Raw genomic sequence first — 21,382 nt, 5'->3', positions numbered from 1 at the left:
GCGATAGGTTCTGCCGGGCACCCGAGGCGGATGCCCGGGAGGGTGCGGGCGATGCGGATCGTGGACTGGGCCGGCGACGACGAGGGCGGCCCGGCGGTGGTCCTGCTGGACCAGCGCGCGCTGCCCGCCGCGACCGAGCACCTGTACCTGCGCACCGTCGACGAGCTGATCGAGGCGATCCGGTCGCTGGCCGTGCGCGGTGCCCCGAGCCTGGGCATCACCGGCGCCTTCGGGGTCGCGCTGGCCGCGCACCTGCACGGCACCGCGACGCCGGTCGCCGTCGCCGCGGTGCGGGCCGCGGCCGAGCGGATCGCGGTCGCCCGGCCCACCGCCGTCCCATTGGGGCTGGGGGTCGCGAGCGCCCTGGAGGCCCTCGACGGCGGACCGGCAGCGGTGCTGGCACAGGCACGGGCGGTGGCCGCGGAGGCCGCCCGGGTCAACGCCGCGGCGACCGACCGGGCCGCGGACCTGGCGCAGGAGCTGTGCCCGGACCGCCCGCTGCGGGCGCTGACCGTGTGCAACACCGGCCCGCTGGCCACCGGCGACGGCGGCACCGCGCTGGGGGCGATCCTGCGGCTGCACGAGCGCGGCGCGCTGGCCGACGTGCTGGCGTGCGAGACGCGCCCGCTGCTGCAGGGTGCGCGGCTGACCGTGTGGGAGCTGGCGGCGGCCGGGGCGCCGCACCGGCTGTGCGTCGACTCGGCGGGCCCCGCGGCGATCGCCTCGGGGCTGGTCGACGCGGTGTTCGTCGGGGCCGACAGGATCGCGGCCAACGGCGACGTCACGAACAAGATCGGGACCTACATGCTGGCCTGCGCCGCGGCCCGGTCCGGGGTCCCGTTCGTGGTGGTCGCGCCGGAGGAGACGATCGACCCGCACACCCCGACCGGCGCGGACATCGTCGTCGAGCAGCGGGGGGCCGACGAGGTCCGCGAGCACGGCGGCACCCTGCTCACCCTGCCCGGGACCCCGGTCTACAACCCGGCGTTCGACGTGACGCCGTTCGACCTGGTGACCGCGATCGTCACCGAGGAGCAGGCGTGGGGGCCGGGGTCGTCGCCCGCACCCTCGCCCGCTGGGCGGCGAACCGCCGGCGCACCGCGCTGATCTCGGCGTCGGGCAGCAGCCGCGGCTCGCCGACGGCGCGGGCGCGCAGCCAGACGTCGCAGAGCCACTCCAGCTGGCGGGCGCCGTCGTAGGCGGCACCGAGGGTGTCGCCGAGCACGAGCGTGCCGTGGTTGCCGAGGACGACGGCGGTGGACTCCCCCAGCGCGGCGAGCGCGTTCTCGACCAGCTCGCGGCTGCCGAACGGCGCGTACTCCGACACCCGCACGACCTCGCCGAACATCGCGAGCTGGTAGTGCACGGCCGGGACGTGGTCGGACAGCGTCGACAGGGCGACCGCCGCCGGGGAGTGGGTGTGGACGACGGCGCCCGTCCCCGGCCGGGCCTGCGCGGCCACGTGCAACCCCAGCTCGCTGGTCGGCTCCCGGGTACCCGCGACGACCGTGCCCGCCCCGTCGACGAGCACGACGTCCACCGCGGTCATCGTCTCGTAGTCCACACCGGACGGGGTGACCGCGATCAGGTCGCCGGTGCGCAGCGACAGGTTCCCCGAGGTGCCGACGACCAGGCCGTCGCGGACCATCCGGCGGGACCACGTGCACAGCAGCTCACGGGCGGGGGTGTGGTCGTGGGGCACCTCGCCACGATCCCACGCCCACCCCGACCGGGGGTCACACCTCCGGGTCGATCCGCCCCGTCGGGGCGCGCCGGGTGGCCGCGGTGCCGCAGGATCGTCGCATCGCGGACGCCGGCCGGGCCGGGACGCCACGCGGAGGGCGGTAGGACCCCGACCGCGCCGGGTTCCCGGCGCAGGAAGCGAGCACATCGTGAGGACCGCCCTGCGTGCCGCCACCACCGCGGCAGGCGCCGTCGCCGCCGCACTCGCACTGGCCGCCGTGACCGCCGGGACAGCGTCGGCGCAGCCCGCCCCGCCCACCGAGCCGCCGCTGACCCCGGCCGACCAGGCCGCGCAGCTGGCCTGTCTGCAGAAGTACCTGGACTTCGGGGCGCTGCCGGCGCAGTCGCTGGCGGACCCGGTGGCGTTCTCGGCGCTGGTCGCCAAGGCAGCCCAGGAGTGCGACGCCGTCCGCGCACCGGCCGCGCCCACCGCCCCGTTGGCGGGGGCCTGACCGCGGGTCAGAGCAGGTCGCTGCGGCTGAGCACCCCGACCAGCACGTCGTCGGCGTCGACGACCGGGACGACCCGGAACCCGCGCCGGGACAGCAGGTCCTCGGCGTCGGTGAGCGGGCCGTCCGGCTGCACCGTCTCGACGTCGCGGGTCATCACCTCCGACACGGTGCGGGCCCGCAGCCGCCGGCCTCCGTCGAGGGAGCCGTGCATGAGGTCGGCCTCGGAGACGATGCCCAGCAGGTGGTCCCGGTCGTCGACGACCGGGACGGCGGTGAACCGGTAGGACAGCAGGACCTCGGCGGTCTCGTCGAGGGCCAGCTCCGGCGGGATCGCGACGAGCCCGCCGTCGGTCATCACGTCCGAGACCCGCAGCGACGACATCGGCCGGCCGCCGACCCGGCCGGCCCCGCGCGGGGCCATCGCCTCGGGCAGCGGCGCGACCGGGAGGACACCGCCGATCCGGCGGGCTGTGCGCCGCAGCCGTCCCCCGGAGTGCCGGTGCCGCAGCAGGTCGCTGCGTGTGATCACGCCGACCAGGATGCCCTTGTCGACGACCGGGACGAGCCGAAGCTCGCCGTAGACGCGCATCCGGTGCGCGACGATCGAGACGTTCGTCGTCGGGAGCACCGACACGACCTGCTCGGTCATCGCGTCGCCGACGACGGCGTGCGGGTCGTCGCGGTGCCGCAGCACGTCCACCAGCGAGATCACCCCGACCAGGGAGAACCGGCGGTCGACGACGGGCAGGGCGGAGAACCGGGACTCGGCCATCCGCTCCTGCGCCCGCGCCAGCGGTGCGTCCGCCCAGATCGTGACGACGCGTTCGGTCATGACATCACGAGCACGCACCACCATGGACGCACCGTAACCACGGCGGCATCGCGTCCGCCATCGTTCACCGTTCGAGGTGGCCGAACCGGTGCCGGGTGCGGCTGACCGCCTGCTCGCGCAGCACGGTGAGCATCTCCCGGCGGCCGTCGAGCACCACCGGGGTGTCCACGACGGAGGCGCCCACCTCGGCGGCGGCCGCCCGCAGACCCTCGGGCACGGTGCCCAGGGCCCGGATCCGCTCGCCCGCGACGGGGACGAGACCGTCGCCGCCGTGCACCCCGCCGGGGACCTCGCCCGGCGGGATCCCCGGCCCGTGCAGCCGTACCGGCACCCCCGCCGTGGCCGCGGCGAGCAGCACCCTCAGGACGTCGGCGGCGGCGGTGCCGGTGCCGCACCACAGCGTCGCCGACGGGACGGGCCGGTAGCGGAACACGTTGGACTCCGCGGCCAGCCCGGTCGGGTCGTGCTCGACCCCGAACTCGGCGTCCCACGCGCGGGCGTCGGAGGCGGCGGCGCGGGCGAGACGGTCGCGGGCGGCCGGGTCCAGGTCGGCCGCGGCGGCCAGCACGCGGTCGGCGGCCGGGCCGGAGGTCGGGCCCGGTGCAGGGAGGTCGCCGTCGTGCCAGGTGCCGAACTGGGCGACGTAGTTCGGTCCGCCGGGCTTGGCGCCCGGGCCCAGCACCGAGCCCTTCCAGCCGCCGAAGGACTGGCGCTGCACGATCGCGCCGGTGATATGCCGGTTGACGTAGGCGTTGCCGACCTCGACGCGGTCGAGCCAGTGCGCGATCTCGTCGTCGTCCAGGGAGTGGATGCCGCCGGTGAGACCGAAGCCGGTGTCGTTCTGCCAGGCGATCGCCTCGTCGAGGTCGCGGGCGGCCATCAGGCCGAGCACCGGGCCGAAGCACTCGGTGCGGTGGAACCAGCTGCCCGGAGACACCCAGGCCCGCACGCCCGGCGTCCACACCGTCTCCGAGACCCGGCGTGGGCGCACCAGCCACCGCTCCCCCGGCTCCAGCGTGGTGAACGCGCGGTGCAGCTTCGCCGAGGGCGCCTCGATCAGCGGGCCCATGGTCGTCGCGAGGTCGGTGCCGGGGCCGACGCGCAGGGTGCTGACGGCGTCGACGAGCTGACGGCGCAGCCGCCTCCCGACAGCCGAGCCGGTCGCGGCCGGACCGACCAGGATGGCCAGCGACGCCGCGGAGCACTTCTGCCCGGCGTGGCCGAACGCCGAGCGCGCGAGGTCGGCGACGGCGAGGTCCGGGTCGGCGGCGGGGGTGATGACCAGCGCGTTCTTGCCGCTGGTCTCCGCGAGGAGGTTCAGGTCGGGCCGCCAGGAGCGGAACAGCGCGGCGGTCTCCGAGGAGCCGGTCAGCACGACCCGGTCGATCGCGGGGTGGGTGACGAGGCGGCGTCCGGCGTCGACCTCGTCGGTGGGCAGCAGCTGCAGCGCGTCGCGCGGGATCCCGCCGCGGTGCAGCGCGGCCACGCCCGCCTCGGCGCACGCGCGGACCTGTGGGGCGGGCTTGAGCAGTACCGGGGCGCCGGCGGCGAGCGCGGCCAGGCAGCCGCCGAGCGGGATCGCGACCGGGAAGTTCCATGGCGGGGTCACCGCCACGACCCGGTCCGGCGTGAACGCGGCGCCGTCGAGCTCGGCGGCGCGCTCGGCGTAGTAGGCGGCGAAGTCGACGGCCTCGGAGATCTCGGGATCGGCCTCGGCGACGGTCTTGCCCGCCTCGTGCAGCATCACCGACAGCAGCGTCCCGCGGGCGGCGGCCAGCGCGTGGGCGGCGCGGCGCAGCGTCGCGGCCCGCTCCGCGGCGGGGACCTCGCGCCAGCCGCAGGTGCGGGCGCGCTCGACCGCGGCGTCGACCGCGGCCGGGTCGGTGACGACCGGGACCTCCGAGCGCGCGACGACGGTCGTCGCAGCGCGGCGGGCCCACTCGCGGTTCGCGGGCAGCGACGGGTCGGTGTCGGGCTCGGCGCGGAACCCGGGCGGCACGGGGTCCCCCGGCAGCGGGCCGTCGACGCCGACCGGCGCGGACACGGTGCGGTTCTGGGTGCGGCGCGGGGTGGCGGCGACGGCGTCGCGGTCGCGCACCGAGGCGAGGAACCGCTCCTGGTAGCTCGCCGGGCCGCCGGAGTCTGGGGCGAACAGCGTGTACAGGTACCCCTCCGGCGACGCGTTCTCCTCCAGCCGCCGGACCAGGTAGGACACCGCGGTGTCGAAGTCACCGCGGTGCACGACGGGGGTGTAGAGCACCAGCTGCGCGCCCGGTCCGGACTCCGGCAGGTCACCCGCGACGGCGTCGGCGAACGCGGGGGCCATGCCCTGCAGCATCTCCAGGTCCAGTTGGGGCCGAGCACCGCGGGCGTCGGCCAGTTCCAGGGCGAGCGCGACGTGGTGGAGGTGGTGCGACGCGATGCCCAGGCGCATCCCGGCGGCGTGCGGGCCGCCGATGCCGCGGTCGAGGAGCCGGACGTAGTTGGCGTCGACCTCGGCCTTGGTGGCGTAGGGGGCCTGCGGCCAGTCGTGCAGCGCGGCGTCGACCCGTTCCATGGCCAGGTTCGCGCCCTTCACCAGACGCACCTTGATCGGCGCTCCGCCCGCGGGGGCGCGGCGGGTGGCGAACTCCCCGAGTTCGTCGAGCGCGGCGACAGAGTCGGGCAGGTAGGCCTGCAGGACGATCCCGGCGGGCAGGTCGTGGAACTCCGGGCGTGCCAGCAGCGTCGTGAACAGCGCGATGGTCAGATGGAGGTCCTTGTACTCCTCCATGTCGAGGTTCACGAACACGCCGTGCTCGCGGGCGGCCCGGTAGAGCGGCAGCAGCCGGTCCACGAGCAGGTCCCGGCTGCCCTCGAGGTCCCACGGCACGAGCTGAGCGACGACCGAGGACGCCTTCACCGAGACGTGGTCGACGCCCGGCCGGCGCACCAGCGCGATCGTACGGGCGAGGCGACGGTCGGCCTCGTCGCGGCCGAGGACCGCCTCGCCGAGCAGGTTCAGGTTCAGCCGGTGCCCGTCGCGGCGGGCCGCGGCGAGCCGCCGGTCCAGGCCCCGCCCGCCGGCGTCGACGATCAGGTGCCCGACCAGGCTGCGCAGCCGCGACCGCGCCGCGGGCACGACGACGTGCGGCAGCGCCGTCGCCAGCCGGCCGCCGGCCCGCAGCAGCAGCCGGTCGGTACCGGCGACGAACGCCGGCAGTGCGGCGCCCGCCCCGGCGAGCCGGGCCAGCTCGCGGGCCGCGACCCGGTCGTCGGCGGGACGGGCGACGCGGTCGACGAAGCGCAGGGTGAAGTCGACCCCGGCGGGGTCGTGCATCAACGCGGCCAGCCGCTGCGTCGGGTCGGTACCGCGGCCGGAGCCGGTCGACGGGGAGGTGCCGGTGCGCGCGGCCCAGCGGCGCACACGGTCGGCGGCGCGCGCGGTCAGCGCGTCGTCGAGGGCGGGGACGGGGTGGGTGGGGTGCACGCTCACCGGCCCAGTCTGGACCCACTGTCAGGACCGTGTCACGTCGACGGTGCTGACCGGCGCTGACCGGTGCCGGCCGGTGCCGGCCCCTTCGGTGACGACCGCGGTCAGGACTCGGTGAGGTCGGTGTCGGGCAACGGCCCGAGCAGGGCGAACGCGTCCAGGTAGGGCTCGACGTCACCGCGCTCGGTCCAGGCCCGCAGCTGCGCCGCCGACCGGCGGGTCATCAGGGCCCGGGCCGGCTCGAAGTCCGGGGCCCGCACGACGACCGCGGCCCCCGCCTCGTCGCCGGCGGACACCCAGCGGCGGCCGTCGCCGATCAGCGCGATCGGTGCCCGGTCGCCGAGCGCGGCGGCGAACCGGCCCAGGAACCGGTCCATGACCGCGTAGAGGCCGGGGGTGTGCTGCCCGCCGGGCTCGCGCAGCGCACCGCGCAGGTCCTGCTCGTGGATGATCACGTCGCCGAGTGGGCGGGTGGTGTTCGCCGCCATCCAGTCGCGCAGCGGGCCGGTCAGCGACTCCCACTCCGCGACGAGTGCAGCCACGTCGTGGTCGCGCCGCTCCCGCACCTGCCGGCTCGTCCACTCCTCGTTGTGGTCTTCGGGCTCGTCGCCGCGCACCACGTCGGCACCCAGACCGACCATGTGCGAGAACAGGTCGCGCACCGTCCAGTCCGGGCAGGCCGGGACGGTCAGCTCCGTGCGCTCGGGTGGCAGGTCCCGCACCAGGTCGACGACCCGGCGCTGCGCCCGGGCCCACTCCTCGGTCTCGTCGATGCCGCTCACGGGCACCGATCCCATCACGACCGGGGTCCCCGCGCCGCTCCCCTGGGTGTTTTGCCTGGACCGGACACGGGCACCTGGGGATCATCGAACCGGACACGACGGCGAGGACGGTCACGGCGACTCCGCCGGACGACACCGCCGGCATCGGGGACCACCCGGTGCGTCGGTGAGGAGAGGACGAGCGTGAGCAGCCCACCCCCGTACCCGGGTCAGCCCGGGGACCCGCAGGAGCCGAACAACCTGGACCAGCCGACCCGGCAGAACCAGCCCTACGACGGGCAGCCCCACGGCGAGCACCCCGGCGCACAGCCCTACGGCGGGCAGCAGCAGGGTCAGCAGCAGTACGGCCAGCAGCCGTACGGGCAACAGCCCTACGGCCAGCAGCAGTACGGTGACCAGCAGTACGGCCAGCAGCCCTACGGCGCACAGGGCTACGACCAGGCCGCCTACCCGGACCGCCCGGCCGCCGGGCCCCCGGGGTGGCCGCAGGGCGGAACGCCGGCGACCCCACCGCGCAACGGCGTCGGGATCGCCGCGCTGGTGCTCGGCATCCTGGCCGTGCTGCTCGGGTTCTTCCTGATCGGCGCCCTGTTCGGTGTCGTCGCCGTCGCGCTGGGCATCCTCGGGATCAGCCGGGCGTCCAAGGGCGCCGCCACCAACCGCGGTGTCGCGATCGCCGGGCTCGTCCTCGGCGTCGTCGGCATCGTCATCGCGATCGCCGTCGTCGCGTTCGGCGTGAGCGTGTTCAACCAGGTCGGCGGCAGCGAGTACGTCAGCTGTGTGCAGCAGGCCGGCAACGACCAGTCCGCGATCGCGCAGTGCCAGCAGGACTTCGAGGGCCGCCTCGAGGGGCAGTTGGACCAGGACGGCAACTGGGCCCGTTCCCGCGGGCCCCCGGCCGGACACCGGTCAGGTGGGGCCCGCGGTTCGCGGTGTGGAACGCGCCGCCGCGTGGAACGCACCCCCCGCACCGAACGCCAGCCGGGCGAACCGCTCCCCCATCCGCACGTGCGCCTGGGGGCACGGGTGCAGCCGGTCGGGCAGCGGCAGCTCGACCGCGTCGTCCTCGCCGTAGAGGTCCCGGCCGTCGAGGAGTGCCAGTGCCGGGTCCTCCGGGGTGCGGTCGGCCACGATCCGGGCCAGTTCCTCGCGGATCACCGACAGCGTCAGCTGCCCCGCCGCGACCCCGGCCGGGTCGCCGGTCGCGCGGAACAGCAGCCGCCCGTCGACGACCTCCGGCGCCCCCGGGCCCGGGGTGTGCTCGTGGATCGGGCACAGCACCGGCGACGCCACCAGCAGCGGGCTGTCCGGGTGTCCGTCGCGGATCGTGTCGAGGAACCCGTGCACGGCAGGGGCGAACGCACGCCGGCGCATGAGGTCGGCGTTGACGATGTTGATCCCGATCTTGACGCTGATCATCGCGGCCGGGGTGTCGCGCAGCGCGCGGGCGACGAACGGGTCCAGCATCGCGCTGCCCGAGAACCCCAGGTTGACCAGCTCGACGCCGGCGGTGCGGGCGGCGAGCGCCGGCCAGGTGGTGCTGGGGCCCGCGGCGTTGCTGCCCTGGCTGATCGAGCTCCCGTGGTGCAGCCACACCGGGCGCCCACCGGGCGGGACGACGGCGACCGGCGCGTCGGTGCGCAGCGCGACGACCTCGGTGATCTCGTTGTGCGGCAGCCAGATCTCGACGAGCGTGTCGTGGCCGGGCAGGGTGAACCGCACCGGGCCGGGCGCGCCGTCGGTGACCGTGACCTGTCCGGTCGCCGGGTCGGTCATGAGGAGCTTCCCGCCGGAGGTCGTGGCAAGTGCCCGGGCACGGCCCGGTCGGCCACCTCGGCGGGCCGGTGCCGGATGGAGACCGCGTCGGTGATCTGGGAACGCCACTGCCCGGTCACGGTGTTGTGCACGTTGCGCCGGATCGGCCGGCCCGACCGCAGGTGCTTCTGCAAGTTCTTGGCCAGCACGCCGCGGGCCTGCACGAACAGCGACTTGTAGATCGTTTCGTGTGACACCCGCATCCCCGACCCTGGCTCGTGGTGTTTGCGCAGGTACCCGGCGATCTGCTCCGGAGACCAGTCCACTCCGAGCTTGCCCGAGACGAACCGTCGCAGTCGCTCGTCACAGGCCAACAGGCAGAGCTTCGGGCGTTGGGCGCGGCGCCATGCCCGGTCGTCGGCGTCCACGGCGCGGTACTGGCGTGGGCCCTTGTTCCGCCCGATCTCCCGGCTGATCGTCGATGGGGAACGACCGAGACGGGCAGCGATCGAGCGCATCGACTCCGCCCGGGCCAGACCCGCGAGATCTCCTCACGTTCAACGAGGGTGAGTGAACCCTCCCGACGCCGCGCGGGGCCGGCACGTACCCGCCGGCGCCCTTGAGCACGGTGAACACCGAACCGGGCGAACGCGCGATCGCCCGCCCGACCTCGGAGATCGACTCCCCGCGCCCTCACCGGACCCACAGCTCCCGCCTGTCCCCGTCCGACATCCCCGGACGACCCAGCTTCGCCAACGTCAACGCCTCCACCATGATCATCTATCACGGCGTTGCGCTGACCGGTTGAGTCCAAGGAGGCGGTCTTGAGGATCTCGTTCGCCCGCCGCAGCCGGGTCAACTCGTCACGGTCCTCGGTCGTGACCCCGGACGTCAGACCGTCATCGATATCGGCCTGCTTGCACCAGCCCCGCAGCGTGTCGGGAAGGATCCCCAGCTGCGGTCCGATCCGCTTACACGCGGCGTTGGCCGACAGGCCGGGCTCCTGCTGGCGTGCTTCCCGGACCATGCGCTTGGCCCGCTCACGCATCTCGTCGCTGAGCTTCCTCGGTGCCGGCACGAAGACCACCTTCCCGTGGCTTCAGTGCCTCCACCAGACCCGGGGCGCTTCAAACCGGGCCGACAAGCTCATCGCCGCAGTTCAGACTCTCATGATCGTCAACGCATGATCAGGTTGGCAATGGCTCAGTGCCTCTCCCGGGTTCAAAGACCGAGTTCATCAGGTCGGGCGGGACAGATGCTGCCGATGCCCTGTTTCAGCGGCTCGTGTGATCGCCTCGAGTACCCGGTGGCGATCGAGCGCGACCGCGAAATCCGGCGTATCGGCGGTTCCGTCGCGGAGGTCGGCGGCGAACTGGGCGTAGAGGCGGGCGACCCCCGCTGCGGGTGCGGCGAGTCGCAGGTCAGGAGCCGGGGGGACCTGTAGCACGTGGACAGGCTCGCTGCCGCGGCGCAACGTGATTGTGAGATCAGTAAAATGGATGTAACCCGACGCGGATTCCACACGCACATTGCCCTCGGTGTCAACGGCGGGTTGGGAGTGACCCCGTAGCGACGGATTGGAACTGACCCCCGGCGTGGTGTGGTGATGGTCAGTCGTTGCTGGCGCGGTTGTGTTTGGCCAGGAGCTCGCGTCGGGCGCGGGTGCGGTAGGAGTCCCCGGACAGGGTCAGGACTTCGGCGTGGTGGACGAGGCGGTCGATCATGGCTGCGGCGACGACGTCGTCGGAGAAGGTCTCGCCCCAGCGGCCGAAGGGCAGATTGCTGGTGACCATGACGCTGCCTTGTTCATAGCGGGAAGCGATGAGCTGGAAGAACAGGTTCGCTGCGTCCTGGTCGAACGGGATGTAGCCGACCTCGTCGATGATGATCAGTTTGTAGCGGCGGATCTTCTTCAGCTCGGCCTCGAGCCGGCCGCTCTGGTGCGCGGCGGCGAGTCTGGTGATCCAGTTGCTGGCGGTGTCGAACAGGACCGAGTAGCCGGCGTGGGCGGCTTTGACGCCGAGCCCGATCGCGAGGTGGGTCTTCCCGATCCCGGGCGGGCCGAGCAGGATCACGTTCTCGCACTTGGCGACGAACGTGCTCGTGGCCAGGTGGGCCAGGATGTCGCGGCGCAGCGAGGGCAGATGGTCGAGGTTGAAGTCCTCCAAGGTCTTGACCTGGGGGAAGTGCGCGGTGCGGATCCGCATGACCGTGCCCTTGGACTCGCGGTCGGCGACCTGGCGCTGCAGCAGCGCGCCCAGATACTCCTCGTGCGACCAGTTCTCCTCACGGGCCTGGGCGGCAAGCTGTTCCCAGCTGGCCGCGATGGTCGGGGTCTTCAGGACCCGGGTCAGGTAGGCGATCATCGCCGGCAGTCCGTCGGGGACCGCGGCCAGCACCGGACCGGCCGGCCCCGAGCTCCCAGCGGGGTCGGTGGTGATCTTCGGTGGTGTGGTTGTCATGAGCTGCTCGCTTCCTCGGCAGTGGAGACGAAGTCGACACCGAACAGGGCGTCGTAGTCGGGCAGTGCGCGCAGGGTCACCGGGTGGCCGTCGAGGTGACGGCGTGCTGCGGCCTGTCGGGTGTTGCGGTCGTGGGCCAGGGCGCGGCGCATCGCCGCGGCGGTGTGCTGGTGCGCCGGGTCGGTGATCACCGCGTGGCGGGCCCAGCTGCGGTCGTGACGGGCGACGACCTGGCCGGCGCAGTAGACGACGACCTCGCGCGGTGAGGCGGCGACATCGACGAACCGGCCGATCATCTGCGGATCCACGGAGTAGTCGTTGGCATCGACGCGGACGTAGTAGTCCCGTGCCAGCCGGATCCGCTGGGCCAGCCCGATCGGCGGGTCCAGCGGCGGCAGCGGAGTCATCGCCGCGTAGTCGTGGGCGAGCACGTCCACCGGGCGGCCGCCGATCGCTCGGACGGTGCGGGTGTTGGCCCGGGCCAGCCAGTCGTCGATCTGGTGGTTGAAGTCGGCTGGGGAGGCGAAGCGACGTCCGGGCAGGAACGAGGTCTCGAAGTAGCCGTTGTTGCGTTCGACCAGCCCCTTGAACTCCGGATCCCGCGGTGGGGCAAGCCGGATCCGGGTGGCCAGAGTGCCGGCGAACGCAGCGGCCGGTGCCGAGACCCGCCCGGTCCCGCCGATCGCAGACTCCCGGTCCCAGACCAGCGTGCGGGTCACCCGCCCGACGTCGCTGATCAGCTGCCACATCCCGGACAGGATGTCCCCGGCCTGGCGCGAGGGGATCATCGTCGCGGACAAGAACCGCGAGTAGCCCAGCGTCATCACCAGCACCGGTAGGACCCGTTCCTAGCCTGGGCCGACGGGGATCGTGGTCTCGGGGAACCACAGGTCGCACTGGGTGATCTCGCCCGGTGCGTAGGCGACCCGGTCGACCGGGTCGATCCCGACATACTCGGGGCGGATCTGGCGGATCCGGTCCTTGAGCACGGTCAGCGAGTGCTCCCACCCGATCCGCTCTGCGATCACCGTGGCCGGCATGCGTGGGAACTGCGCCAGCAATGCCCGCACCTGCGGCTCGACCGCATCCGCCAGCGATCCCCGCGGGCCCCGTTCCCGCTTCGGCGGGCCCGGCGCCCGCAACGCGGAGCGCACCGTGTTGCGGGCCACCCCCAGCCGGCGGGCGATCTCCTTGATCGGGACACCCTCGGCCCGATGCAGACGACGGATCTCGGCCCAGTCCTCCACCGACAACACCCCCTCAGCGTCGTGCAGAGGGGGTCAATCCCAAGCCGACGCTAGGGGGTCAGTCTGAGCCCGTCGTCGACACTCGGTGCCCTGGATCTCCCAGACCATCGCCGGGCCGGCAGATTGTCCGGCACTGTAGTGCAGCGAAGTGACGATTCCGCCTTCGAGAACGCCGGCGACGACGATCTCGTCCGGCGCGTCCTTCGGTAGCGACGCGCCATCGGAGAGTCGGACGCCGTCGCCGCGCTGATTGGCGACGACGCCAGACAGGCTCTCGAACGTGTCGAGCACGCACGCCAGCGGTTCGAGCCCGTGGCCGAGCATGATGCTCAGAAGTGTGGCGCCATGCTCTGCGCGAGCCATGTACTCGACCGGAGGGTCATATCGGCCGGCCCACATGTCGTCGGCTAAATGCGCTCGGATGCTTGTGCTGAGCGGCTCGCCGATCACGCCTTGCGCGATGAGGTCGCGAAGAAGGAGGATCTGCGGGTGCAGGCCGCCCTGCAATCCAACAACCGTCCGCAGTCGCCTCTCACGGGCAAACTCTTCCAGCGCTTCGGCCTCCGACAGGTTTCTTGCGAGCGGCCATTCGCAGAACACCATCTTGCCCGCGGCCAGCACGTCGGAAACGATCTGCTTGTGCTCCGGCACCTTGACCGCAACCACCACCAGGTCGACCTCCGGTCGCACGACCAGGGCCTCATGTGTATCGAAGGCGAGATCGGCGCCCAGTCGATGCGCGGTCGCGTTCGCGCTCTCCATGCGAGTCGTACTGACGGCGCGGACCTGGAACGCGTCAAGCGCCTGCAGGGCCGGGACGTGAGCAATTCCGCCCCAACTCCGATCGGCGCTGGCTCCGATGAGGCCGACACCGATGCGTGTATGTGCTGAGTTCGTCATCAGAATTCTCCGCCTTGTGCAGCCGTCATCGCTCGCTCGTCATGGTGGGCCCAAGTGCCTACGCATTGGTTCTACAGGTGAGCCCAGTGGGCCTCGAGTTCGCGCGCGACATCGGCCGGGCGCTCTAGCATCGGCCAGTGCGAGCTGCGCAGCTTGAAGACGGCACGTGCGTGTGTGGCATTGAGCCTTTTTCAACCTGCCGTTCCGGCAGCTCAGGGGCCTGGTTGTGTGGGTGCAGACGCCGAGCTGGCGAGCCGGTGACCTGTGCAGCTGTGGTCAGAGCAGTTGCGCTGCAACCTTCGCGATCTCCTGACGCAGAAGCTCGCTGGTCAGGTTGAAAAAGGCTCATTACCGAGCTCGTCGGCGAAGCGGTGCGGGAGGAACGGGTCGTCCAGGCCCCAGATCACCAGCGCTGGTGCGGTCAAGTTGCTCAGACCCGGCTTCCACTCCGCCCCGACCTCGATCGCCGAACGGTAAAGGGCGAGAATGAGCCTTTGCCAACCTGGTGTTGGGGCTGGTCAGAGCCTGTGCGGCGTGGCGTGCCCCCGAATGGGTGAAGCTCCTGGTAGACGGGCGATTGCTGAGATCGAAACCGTCCAACCAGGAGCTTCAAGGTGCTGTCCTACCCGTCCGGGATGACCGTGTCCAGCCGTGCCCTGCACGTACTCTCTGACGCGCTACGGGCGCACCGCAACCAGCGGGCGACCCGCTGGCGGAAGCTGACGTGCGGCCGCCAGGCCCTGCTCGTGGTCGCCCACCTGCGCAAGGGCGAGACCTACACCGACCTCGCCTGCGGTTTCCGGGTCGGGACCTCGACGGTCTACCGCTACCTGCGAGAGGCGATCGAGCTGCTCGCGGCAATGAGCCTTTTTCAACCTGACCAGCGAGCTTCTGCGTCAGGAGATCGCGAAGGTTGCAGCGCAACTGCTCTGACCCGAATCCGCGAGTAGCGCTGGTGTCCGGACTGGGGAGATGGCGATAGGTGCCCGCTGACCTGCGATGATCGTGTTTGCGACGACACGACATTGCGGGTTGAGAGGACACCTATCAGGTGCGAACAGTACGCAAGCGACGCCCGCGGTGTGCGCGGGTGCGTCTCGGCGCGCCGGACGCGGCGCTGACCAGGTTCTCCGGGCTGGCCGCGGTGACCGAACTGATCGACCGGCTCGGGATCATCGACAAGCTCGACGCCGCGGTCGGGCCCATCAAGGACCGCGACCGCGGGTGCAGCGCCGGGCAGATGCTGGTCGGCATGTCGGCGGCGCAGCTGTGCGGGGAGGACTTCCTGGTCGGGCTGGACCGGCACCGCGCCGACACCGCCGGGCAGGCACTCACGCCGGTGCCGGGGTTGGCGTCCACGACCGCCGCCGGGCTCGCGCGCAAGTTCATCGAGGGGCAGTGAGCCCTTTTCAACCTGCCGTTCCGGCAGCTCAGGGGCCTGGTTGTGTGGGTGCAGACGCCGAGCTGGCGAGCCGGTGACCTGTGCAGCTGTGGTCAGAGCAGTTGCGCTGCAACCTTCGCGATCTCCTGACGCAGAAGCTCGCTGGTCAGGTTGAAAAAGGCTCAGTGGGCGGCGGTGGAGACCGGGCTCGGTGACGTGCACACCACCGCGCTGGACCTGCTCGCCCAGGTCGACCCGGACCGGGCCGAGCAGCTGACGGCGGACGTGACGATCGATCTGGACACCACCGATGTCGAGGTTTACGGCCGGCTCAAGCAGGGCGTGGCGTTCAACCACCAAGGCCAGCGGGTCGCCCGCCCGCACGTCGCGACCTGGGCCGACACCGCGGTGGTGCTGGCCGCTGACCTCGGTTCGGGCCGGGATGACCCCCGCGCCACCAGCGCCGAGCTGTTCTACCGGGCGCTGGCCGCGCTCCCCGCGCAGGCGCGGGCGGGGCGAGTCCGCGTGCGTGCGGACGCGGGCTACTTCGCCGGGCAGCTCGCCCGCGCAGCCCTGTTCGTCGGCGTGGAGTTCGCCATCGGCGCCCGACGCATCGCGCCGCTGTGGCGCATCCTCGACGGCGTCGCGGCCGACGGGTGGACCGACGCGATCGACATGACCGGCGCGCAGGTCGCGGTGGCCGACTATTGCCCGAACTGGTGGCCCGCAGCGACCCAGCTGCTGATCCGTCGGGTCCGGCTCGACCTGGACCACGGCCAGGTCTCCGGTGACCCGCGAGCGCGGCGCCGACGCACCCTGCACCCCGCCCAGCGGGCGCTCCCGCTCGACGACCTCGCTACGGTGGCCAAGGTCGACGGGGTGTTCGCCTACTCGTTCATCGTGACCAACCTCGACGTCTCCACACCTGCCGCAGCCGCGCAGGCCGAGTACTGGTACCGCCACCGCACGAAGGTGGAGAACCTGTTCCGCGACACCAAGCACGGCGCCGCGCTGCGCCACCTCCCCTCCGGACACCTCGCGGTGAACCGAGCCTGGATGTGGGGCGCACTCCTGGCCGCCACCACCAGCGGGTGGCTGCACCACCTCACCGCCCGCACCCGCGACGGGCGCCTGGTCGGGCACGGCGTCCGCGGCGGCCAGGCCATGATCGCCACCCTGCGCCGGCGGCTGATCACCATCCCCGCCCGCCTCGTGCGCCACGCCCGCGGCCTCACCCTGCGCCTACCACCCGGCGAGCACCTACTCGCCGAGGTCCTCGCCCGCGTCCGCGCCCTGCCCGCTCCGTCCTGACCCGGCCGCACCGGCCCCGACCAGCACAGGAACCCGCCACCCGAGGCGACACTCGGGCCGCCCGCTTGCCCACCACCCAACTCCCGACCCAAGCAACATCAACTTTGGCCGACCAAGATCAGCTCATGACCTACTCGCGGATTCGGGTCTGACCACAGCTGCACAGGTCACCGGCTCGCCAGCTCGGCGTCTGCACCCACACAACCAGGCCCCTGAGCTGCCGGAACGGCAGGTTGAAAAAGGCTCAATGGCCCCGACCCTGGAGCAGGCCATCGACGTCGCCATCGGGAAAGCGTTCGTGATCCTCGACGGCACCTTGCTGCGCATCGACCGCGTCGGGATGGCCTCGGGCTATGACCGCGGGTTCTACTCCGGCAAGCACAAGTGCCACGGACTCAACGTCCAGGTCATCGCCGATCCGGCCGGCCGGCTGGTGTGGATCTCCCCGCCGCTTCCCGGAGCCCGCCACGACATGGGCGCCGCCCGCGAGCACGGCATCATCGACGCCCTGACCGAGCACCGGATCCGGGCGGCTGCCGACACCGCATATCAGGGCGCCGGCCCGACGGTCGCGGTCCCGCACCGGCGGCGACGCAAGGACCCCGACACCGGCCGGTTCCGTCCGCTGTCGCACAACCAGCGCGAGGTCAACGCCGCTCACTCACGCCGCCGCGGACCCGGTGAGCGGGTCAACGCCGAGCTGAAGAACTGGAAGATCCTGCGCAAGATCCGCTCCAGCCCGAACCGGGCCGGACAGCTCATCGCCGCAGTTCAGACCCTCATGATCGTCAACACCTGACCAGGTTGGCAAAGGCTCACTGCCCATCGGCCGGCCGTCGACGAGCAGGTCGTAGGCGCCGTCGGGCCGCAGCGGGGCTCCGACGAGCCCGATCCGGGTGCGCAGGGTCTCCAGCTCGACCGTCCGCGCGGCGGTGCGGAACACGACACGGACCCCGGACGGCTGGCTCTGCGCCCCGGCCAGCTGCGGGTCACCGTTGCGGGCGCGGGCGGGGGCGGGGAGCCGCTGCGGGAGCAGGCCCCGCTCGCCGTCGACGGCGTCGAGGACGCCGTGCAGCAGCTCGGGCCCGATCGGGATGGTGATCACTCCGGCAGCCTGGCACGCACGCGGCCGCCGTTCATCCCGGAGTCGGACGGCGCCCGTGGAGGAGGGGTCCTGCCGGTGACCGCCCCGGGCGCGTGACCCAGGATGACCGGGTGACTGCGACCGAGGACGAGCGCACGGCGGCCGACGACCGCGCGCACACGGGGGTGGAGCGCGTGCTGGTGATCGCCGCGCACCCCGACGACATCGACTTCTCCTGCAGCGGCACCGTCGCGGTGTGGACCGCGGCCGGCGTCGCGGTGACCTACTGCCTGGTGACCGACGGCGACGCGGGCGGGTTCGACCCGGCCGTGCCGCGCAGCGACATCGCGGGCATCCGCCGGGCCGAGCAGACCGCCGCGGCCGCCGTGGTGGGCGTCTCCGACCTGGAGTTCCTCGGCCACCCCGACGGGCGGCTGACCGTCACCCTGGAGCTACGCCGCGACCTGGCGCGGGTGATCCGGCAGGTCCGCCCGGACCGGGTCCTCGTGCCGCAGCCGGTGCGCGACCTGCGCAGCATGTACGGCAGCCACCCCGACCACACCGCGACCGGCGAGGCCGCCCTGTGCGCGGTCTACCCCGACGCCCGCAACCCCTACGCCTTCCCCGAGCTGGCCGAGGCCGGGTACGAGGCGCACACGGTCGGCTAGGTGTGGATCATGGGCCCGGCCCCGGCCGACGACCCGGAGGGGGCGCGGCACGTCGACGTCACCGACACCATCGACGTGAAGATCGCGGCGCTGCGCGCGCACGAGAGCCAGACCGCCCACATGACCGACCTGGAGGACATGATCGGGCAGTGGTCCGGGTCGCTGGCGAAGCGGGCCGGGTTCCCGCCCGGTCGGCTCGTGGAGTCCTTCCACGCACTCGACACGCGCTGAGGCAACCGGGGCCCGGGCCCGGGGCCGGGGCCGGGGCCGGTCGGTCAGATGGCGGCCGCCGTGTCGGCGCCGGGCGTGGACCGGTGCGCTCGCTCCGCCGCACCCGCCGCGAGGTCCAGCGCCTCGGCGGGGCGCAGGACGTGCCGCTCGCGGATGCTCATCTCCAGCTGCGGGGCGAACCCCGCACCGCAGCGTTCGAGCAGCCGGGCCACACCCGGGCGGAGGTTCACCAGCCGCAGCCGCACACTGGCCGGGAGCTCGTCGGCGGCGTGCACGAGGCTGACCGCACCGGCGACGTCGACGAACCGCAGCGCGGACAGATCCGCGGTCAGCGTGCCCTCCCCGACGTCGCCGCGCACGACCTGGTCGATCAGTCCGGCCAGCACGCGGCGGACCTGGGGGCGGTTGGCGTGGTCGACCTCGCCGGCCAGCCGGATCCGGGCCGGCCCGGTCTCGGTGACGCGCAGCAGGCTGTCGTCGTGGAGCGGGGTGGCGGTCAGCTCGGCGGGGTGCCGGGCGCGCATCGTCGCGATGAGCTCGTCGGGGTAGCGCAGGTGGTCGTAGACGCACAGCACGCGCAGCGGCTGGTCGCGGACGGCGTCGTCGAGCCTGCGGTCGTACCCGTCGAGCACCTGCCCGCCGGACCGGCGCAGGCCGTGGTCCAGCTGGCCGCTGACGCGCAGCCCCGCCCAGCCGTCGTCCAGGGCGGAGGTGAGGTTGTGCGCCACCAGCCCGGTCAGCGCGTCGAGCGGGCCGCGCAGGGCGGCGCGGGTGACCTCGCCCGATACGAGCCGGAACTGCCCGGACCGCAGCGGGCCGGTGACGTCGACGCCGTCGTCGGTCAGGCGGGAGAGGACCAGACCGGCGGTGTCGTCGTCGAGGTAGACGACCCGCTCCCCCGCCGCGAGCCCCTCGGCCAGGAACGCGGCGACGTCCTCGGCGAGCTGCTCGTCGCTGACCGGCACGGTCAGCACGTGTCGGTGCGGGACCCGTACCGGTGCGGTCACACATCACCCCCGTCATGGCGTCCCTCGGTACCCCGGCGGGCGTGACGCTGCGTGCACGATAGGTGATCACCGATCCCGTGGCGACCCGACGCTGTTGTTCAGGCGCGCCGAGGCGTAGAGTTAGCCGGACCGAACTCCAGGGTTCGGGGCGTACTGTGCGAGTCGGTGGCACGGGCGCCGACCAGGAGGTGGACGCCATGTTCCGAGCCGCTCCGCAGTCGCGGACGACCGAGGTGCGCGCGGTCGTGCTCGCCGGGGTGCTGATGGTCCTGCTGGCCGTCGCCACGATCGTCTCGGTGTCGCTGGCCCCCACCTCCGTCACCCTGGTCCTGGCCGCCGCCGCGCTGGCCGTCCGGCCGCTGGTCGTCGCCCACCTGCGGCGCAGTGCCCACGACGAGCGGGTCGCCGCGCGCCGCTGAGGCGACCTACGGTGGGGGTCGCGACCCGAGGAGCCCCATGACGACCGTCGGTGAAGCCGGCTGGCAGGTGCTGACCGCCCACGGCATCGACACCGTGTTCGGCAACCCCGGCTCCAACGAGCTGCCCTTCCTGGCGGCGATGCCCGACGGGGTGCGCTACGTGCTGGGTCTGCACGAGGGCGCGGTGCTGGGCATGGCCGATGGCTACGCCCTGGCCTCCGGCGGCCCGGCCCTGGTCAACCTGCACGCGGCGTCCGGGTCGGGCAACGCGATGGGCGCGCTCACCAACGCCGTCTACTCCCACTCCCCGCTCGTGCTCACCGCGGGCCAGCAGGTGCGGTCCACCGTCGGCCAGGAGGTCATGCTGACCAACGTGGACGCCGCCGCCCTGCCGCGTCCGCTGGTCAAGTACTCCGCCGAGCCCGCGTCGGCCCAGGACGTCCCGCGGGCGCTGTCCCAGGCGGTGCACACCGCGCTGCTGGCCCCACGGGGCCCGGTCTACCTCTCGATCCCCTACGACGACTGGTCCCGCGAGGCGGGCCCGGACGCCGCGCACCTGCCGTCGCGACGCACGACCACCGCCGCCGAGCTGGGTGAACGGGCGGTCGCCGAGCTGGCCGGGGCACTGGCCGGGGCGGCGAACCCGGTCCTGGTGGTGGGCCCGCAGGTCGACGCGGACCGGGCGAACGACCACGCCGTCGCCCTGGCCGAGCGGCTCGCCTGCCCGGTGTGGATCGCGCCGTCGGCGTCGCGGTGTCCGTTCCCGACCCGGCACCCGGCGTTCCGCGGGATCCTCCCGGCGTCGGTGCGCGAGGTGTCCGACCGGCTGGCCGGGCACGACGTCGTGCTCGTCGCGGGTGCGCCGGTGTTCCGCTACCACCAGTGGGTCCCCGGTGACCTGCTGCCGGCGGGCTCCCGGCTGCTGCACCTGACCGCGGATCCGGCCGAGGCCGCGCGGGCCCCGATGGGCGAGGCCTGGGTCGGCCCGGTCGGTCCGGCGCTGGCCGCGCTCGCCGGGCGGGTGCCCGCCTCGGGGCGGGCGCCGCTGCCGCCCCGGCCCGCACCGCCCGCCCCGCAGGCCGCCGCGGATCACGTCCCGCCCCAGCAGCTGTTCGCGCTGGTCCGGGACGCGGCACCGGCCGGGACCGTGCACGTGTGCGAGTCCACCTCGACGATCGACGACTTCGTCACCCAGGCCGACCTGACAGAGCCGGGCAGCTACCTGTTCCCCGCGTCCGGCGGTCTCGGGTTCGGGCTGCCCGCCGCGGTCGGCGCGCAGCTGGCCCACGGCGACGCGCGCCGCGTGGTCGCACTCGTCGGCGACGGGTCCGCCAACTACGGCATCACCGCGCTCTGGACGGCGGCGCAATTCCGGGTGCCGGTGGTGGTCGTGATCCTGAAGAACGGGACCTACGGTGCGCTGCGCGGCTTCGCCGAGCTGCTGGGCACCGGCGAGACACCGGGCCTGGACGTCCCCGGGATCGACTTCGTGCGGATCTCCGAGGGCTACGGCGTGCCGGCGGTGTCGGTGCGGGACGCCGCCTCCGCCGCGACGGCGCTGAAGGAGGCGTTCGCCGACGACGGCCCCCGGCTCATCGAGGTCGTGACGGCGCCGGGCGTGGCGTAGGGCCGGCGC

Annotated in this window: 19 protein-coding genes and 3 pseudogenes; 11 read left to right on the top strand and 11 right to left on the bottom strand. The window is 73.2% G+C overall.

The window, feature by feature from the left end; genetic code table 11:
* The first annotated feature begins 51 nt into the window (after positions 1-51).
* Positions 52-1,107: an S-methyl-5-thioribose-1-phosphate isomerase gene (gene mtnA / locus XF36_RS09555; RefSeq protein ID WP_082375795.1), complete on the top strand. Its 1,056-nt coding sequence runs from the start codon at positions 52-54 to the stop codon at positions 1,105-1,107.
* Here mtnA and XF36_RS09550 read toward each other — a convergent pair.
* Entirely contained in the window at positions 1,025-1,648 is a 624-nt protein-coding gene (locus XF36_RS09550; protein ID WP_060714551.1) for a class II aldolase/adducin family protein, read from the bottom strand. The two genes, mtnA and XF36_RS09550, sit on opposite strands and share 83 nt — an antisense overlap.
* Before the next feature lie 244 nt (positions 1,649-1,892).
* Here XF36_RS09550 and XF36_RS09545 point away from each other — a divergent pair, with 244 nt between their 5' ends.
* Positions 1,893-2,195, top strand: a complete 303-nt coding sequence (locus XF36_RS09545) for a hypothetical protein (protein WP_060711714.1) — start codon at positions 1,893-1,895, stop codon at positions 2,193-2,195.
* A gap of 7 nt (positions 2,196-2,202) precedes the next feature.
* On the opposite strand, the gene XF36_RS09540 is transcribed toward XF36_RS09545, so the two are convergent.
* From XF36_RS09540 to XF36_RS09515, 6 genes and pseudogenes are all read right to left on the bottom strand, one after another.
* Entirely contained in the window at positions 2,203-3,051 is an 849-nt protein-coding gene (locus tag XF36_RS09540; protein WP_082375291.1) for a CBS domain-containing protein, read from the bottom strand.
* Between the two features lie 40 nt (positions 3,052-3,091).
* Positions 3,092-6,502 (bottom strand): proline dehydrogenase family protein, encoded by a 3,411-nt coding sequence (locus XF36_RS09535; protein WP_060711712.1) that lies wholly within the window; start codon positions 6,500-6,502, stop codon positions 3,092-3,094.
* Positions 6,503-6,603: 101 nt separating this feature from the next.
* Complete coding sequence (locus XF36_RS09530) at positions 6,604-7,296, bottom strand: maleylpyruvate isomerase family mycothiol-dependent enzyme (RefSeq protein WP_238589196.1); 693 nt, start codon at positions 7,294-7,296, stop codon at positions 6,604-6,606.
* 96 nt (positions 7,297-7,392) lie between these two features.
* On the bottom strand, positions 7,393-8,187 hold the full coding sequence (locus XF36_RS09525) for a hypothetical protein (RefSeq protein ID WP_060711711.1): 795 nt from the start codon (positions 8,185-8,187) through the stop codon (positions 7,393-7,395).
* Positions 8,188-8,190: 3 nt separating this feature from the next.
* Positions 8,191-9,102, bottom strand: a pseudogene (locus tag XF36_RS09520) (SGNH/GDSL hydrolase family protein); the annotation flags it as partial.
* Entirely contained in the window at positions 9,054-9,554 is a 501-nt protein-coding gene (locus XF36_RS09515; RefSeq protein WP_060711710.1) for an IS30 family transposase, read from the bottom strand. The gene XF36_RS09515 and the pseudogene XF36_RS09520, both read right to left, overlap by 49 nt.
* Positions 9,555-9,655: 101 nt before the next feature.
* On the opposite strand from XF36_RS09515, the gene XF36_RS09510 reads away from it, so the two are divergent.
* The gene (locus XF36_RS09510) at positions 9,656-9,844 is read left to right on the top strand and encodes a hypothetical protein (protein WP_145981320.1); all 189 of its coding nucleotides are present in this window, start codon (positions 9,656-9,658) and stop codon (positions 9,842-9,844) included.
* Between the two features lie 802 nt (positions 9,845-10,646).
* On the opposite strand, the gene istB is transcribed toward XF36_RS09510, so the two are convergent.
* The 3 genes and pseudogenes from istB to XF36_RS09490 all read right to left on the bottom strand — a co-directional run bounded on the left by istB (position 10,647) and on the right by XF36_RS09490 (position 13,645).
* Complete coding sequence (gene istB, locus XF36_RS09500; protein ID WP_060713594.1) at positions 10,647-11,498, bottom strand: IS21-like element helper ATPase IstB; 852 nt, start codon at positions 11,496-11,498, stop codon at positions 10,647-10,649.
* Positions 11,495-12,754: pseudogene (gene istA, locus XF36_RS09495) on the bottom strand (IS21 family transposase). The gene istB and the pseudogene istA overlap by 4 nt, the downstream one beginning before the upstream one ends.
* A gap of 24 nt (positions 12,755-12,778) precedes the next feature.
* Positions 12,779-13,645 (bottom strand): Gfo/Idh/MocA family protein, encoded by an 867-nt coding sequence (locus tag XF36_RS09490; RefSeq protein ID WP_202968500.1) that lies wholly within the window; start codon positions 13,643-13,645, stop codon positions 12,779-12,781.
* A gap of 614 nt (positions 13,646-14,259) precedes the next feature.
* Here XF36_RS09490 and XF36_RS09485 point away from each other — a divergent pair.
* The 6 genes and pseudogenes from XF36_RS09485 to XF36_RS33930 form a co-directional block, all read left to right on the top strand.
* Positions 14,260-14,511 (top strand): annotated as a pseudogene (locus tag XF36_RS09485) (helix-turn-helix domain-containing protein); the annotation flags it as partial.
* Positions 14,512-14,735: 224 nt separating this feature from the next.
* Entirely contained in the window at positions 14,736-15,047 is a 312-nt protein-coding gene (locus XF36_RS09480) for a hypothetical protein (protein WP_060711706.1), read from the top strand.
* A gap of 150 nt (positions 15,048-15,197) precedes the next feature.
* Complete coding sequence (locus XF36_RS09475) at positions 15,198-16,337, top strand: transposase (protein ID WP_168169486.1); 1,140 nt, start codon at positions 15,198-15,200, stop codon at positions 16,335-16,337.
* Between the two features lie 247 nt (positions 16,338-16,584).
* Entirely contained in the window at positions 16,585-17,136 is a 552-nt protein-coding gene (locus tag XF36_RS09470; RefSeq protein ID WP_060711704.1) for an IS5/IS1182 family transposase, read from the top strand.
* 416 nt (positions 17,137-17,552) lie between these two features.
* Positions 17,553-18,089, top strand: coding sequence for a PIG-L deacetylase family protein (locus tag XF36_RS33935; protein WP_238589195.1), 537 nt, complete (start codon positions 17,553-17,555; stop codon positions 18,087-18,089).
* 9 nt (positions 18,090-18,098) lie between these two features.
* Positions 18,099-18,320, top strand: a complete 222-nt coding sequence (locus XF36_RS33930) for a hypothetical protein (protein ID WP_238589194.1) — start codon at positions 18,099-18,101, stop codon at positions 18,318-18,320.
* 44 nt (positions 18,321-18,364) lie between these two features.
* Here XF36_RS33930 and XF36_RS09460 read toward each other — a convergent pair whose 3' ends face one another.
* Positions 18,365-19,327 carry an MEDS domain-containing protein gene (locus XF36_RS09460; protein ID WP_082375288.1) on the bottom strand — a complete coding sequence of 321 codons (963 nt, stop codon included), beginning with the start codon at positions 19,325-19,327 and terminating at the stop codon, positions 18,365-18,367.
* A 197-nt stretch (positions 19,328-19,524) separates the two neighbouring features.
* Between XF36_RS09460 and XF36_RS09455 the strand changes: the two genes are divergently transcribed.
* Together XF36_RS09455 and mdlC are read left to right on the top strand one after the other, a co-directional pair.
* Positions 19,525-19,746 carry a hypothetical protein gene (locus tag XF36_RS09455; RefSeq protein ID WP_139318721.1) on the top strand — a complete coding sequence of 74 codons (222 nt, stop codon included), beginning with the start codon at positions 19,525-19,527 and terminating at the stop codon, positions 19,744-19,746.
* A gap of 37 nt (positions 19,747-19,783) precedes the next feature.
* Positions 19,784-21,373, top strand: coding sequence for a benzoylformate decarboxylase (gene mdlC, locus XF36_RS09450; RefSeq protein WP_060711702.1), 1,590 nt, complete (start codon positions 19,784-19,786; stop codon positions 21,371-21,373).
* Positions 21,374-21,382 lie beyond the last annotated feature (9 nt).

Source organism: Pseudonocardia sp. HH130629-09, assembly GCF_001294645.1.
In the GTDB taxonomy this organism is placed as follows: Bacteria; Actinomycetota; Actinomycetes; order Mycobacteriales; family Pseudonocardiaceae; genus Pseudonocardia.
Note: the sequence above shows the minus strand (reverse complement) of the source record. Positions and strands in the feature narration are given on the sequence as shown.

What these genes read in the sequence shown, in the direction of transcription:
- mtnA (WP_082375795.1), top strand. Translation starts at nt 52, where the DNA reads ATGCGGATCGTGGACTGGGCCGGCGACGACGAGGGCGGCCCGGCGGTG.
- XF36_RS09550 (WP_060714551.1), bottom strand. Translation starts at nt 1,648, where the DNA reads ATGGTCCGCGACGGCCTGGTCGTCGGCACCTCGGGGAACCTGTCGCTG.
- XF36_RS09540 (WP_082375291.1), bottom strand. Translation starts at nt 3,051, where the DNA reads ATGGTGGTGCGTGCTCGTGATGTCATGACCGAACGCGTCGTCACGATC.
- XF36_RS09530 (WP_238589196.1), bottom strand. Translation starts at nt 7,296, where the DNA reads ATGGGATCGGTGCCCGTGAGCGGCATCGACGAGACCGAGGAGTGGGCC.
- XF36_RS09515 (WP_060711710.1), bottom strand. Translation starts at nt 9,554, where the DNA reads ATGCGCTCGATCGCTGCCCGTCTCGGTCGTTCCCCATCGACGATCAGC.
- istB (WP_060713594.1), bottom strand. Translation starts at nt 11,498, where the DNA reads ATGACAACCACACCACCGAAGATCACCACCGACCCCGCTGGGAGCTCG.
- XF36_RS09490 (WP_202968500.1), bottom strand. Translation starts at nt 13,645, where the DNA reads ATGACGAACTCAGCACATACACGCATCGGTGTCGGCCTCATCGGAGCC.
- XF36_RS09470 (WP_060711704.1), top strand. Translation starts at nt 16,585, where the DNA reads ATGGCCCCGACCCTGGAGCAGGCCATCGACGTCGCCATCGGGAAAGCG.
- XF36_RS33930 (WP_238589194.1), top strand. Translation starts at nt 18,099, where the DNA reads ATGGGCCCGGCCCCGGCCGACGACCCGGAGGGGGCGCGGCACGTCGAC.
- XF36_RS09455 (WP_139318721.1), top strand. Translation starts at nt 19,525, where the DNA reads ATGTTCCGAGCCGCTCCGCAGTCGCGGACGACCGAGGTGCGCGCGGTC.
- mdlC (WP_060711702.1), top strand. Translation starts at nt 19,784, where the DNA reads ATGACGACCGTCGGTGAAGCCGGCTGGCAGGTGCTGACCGCCCACGGC.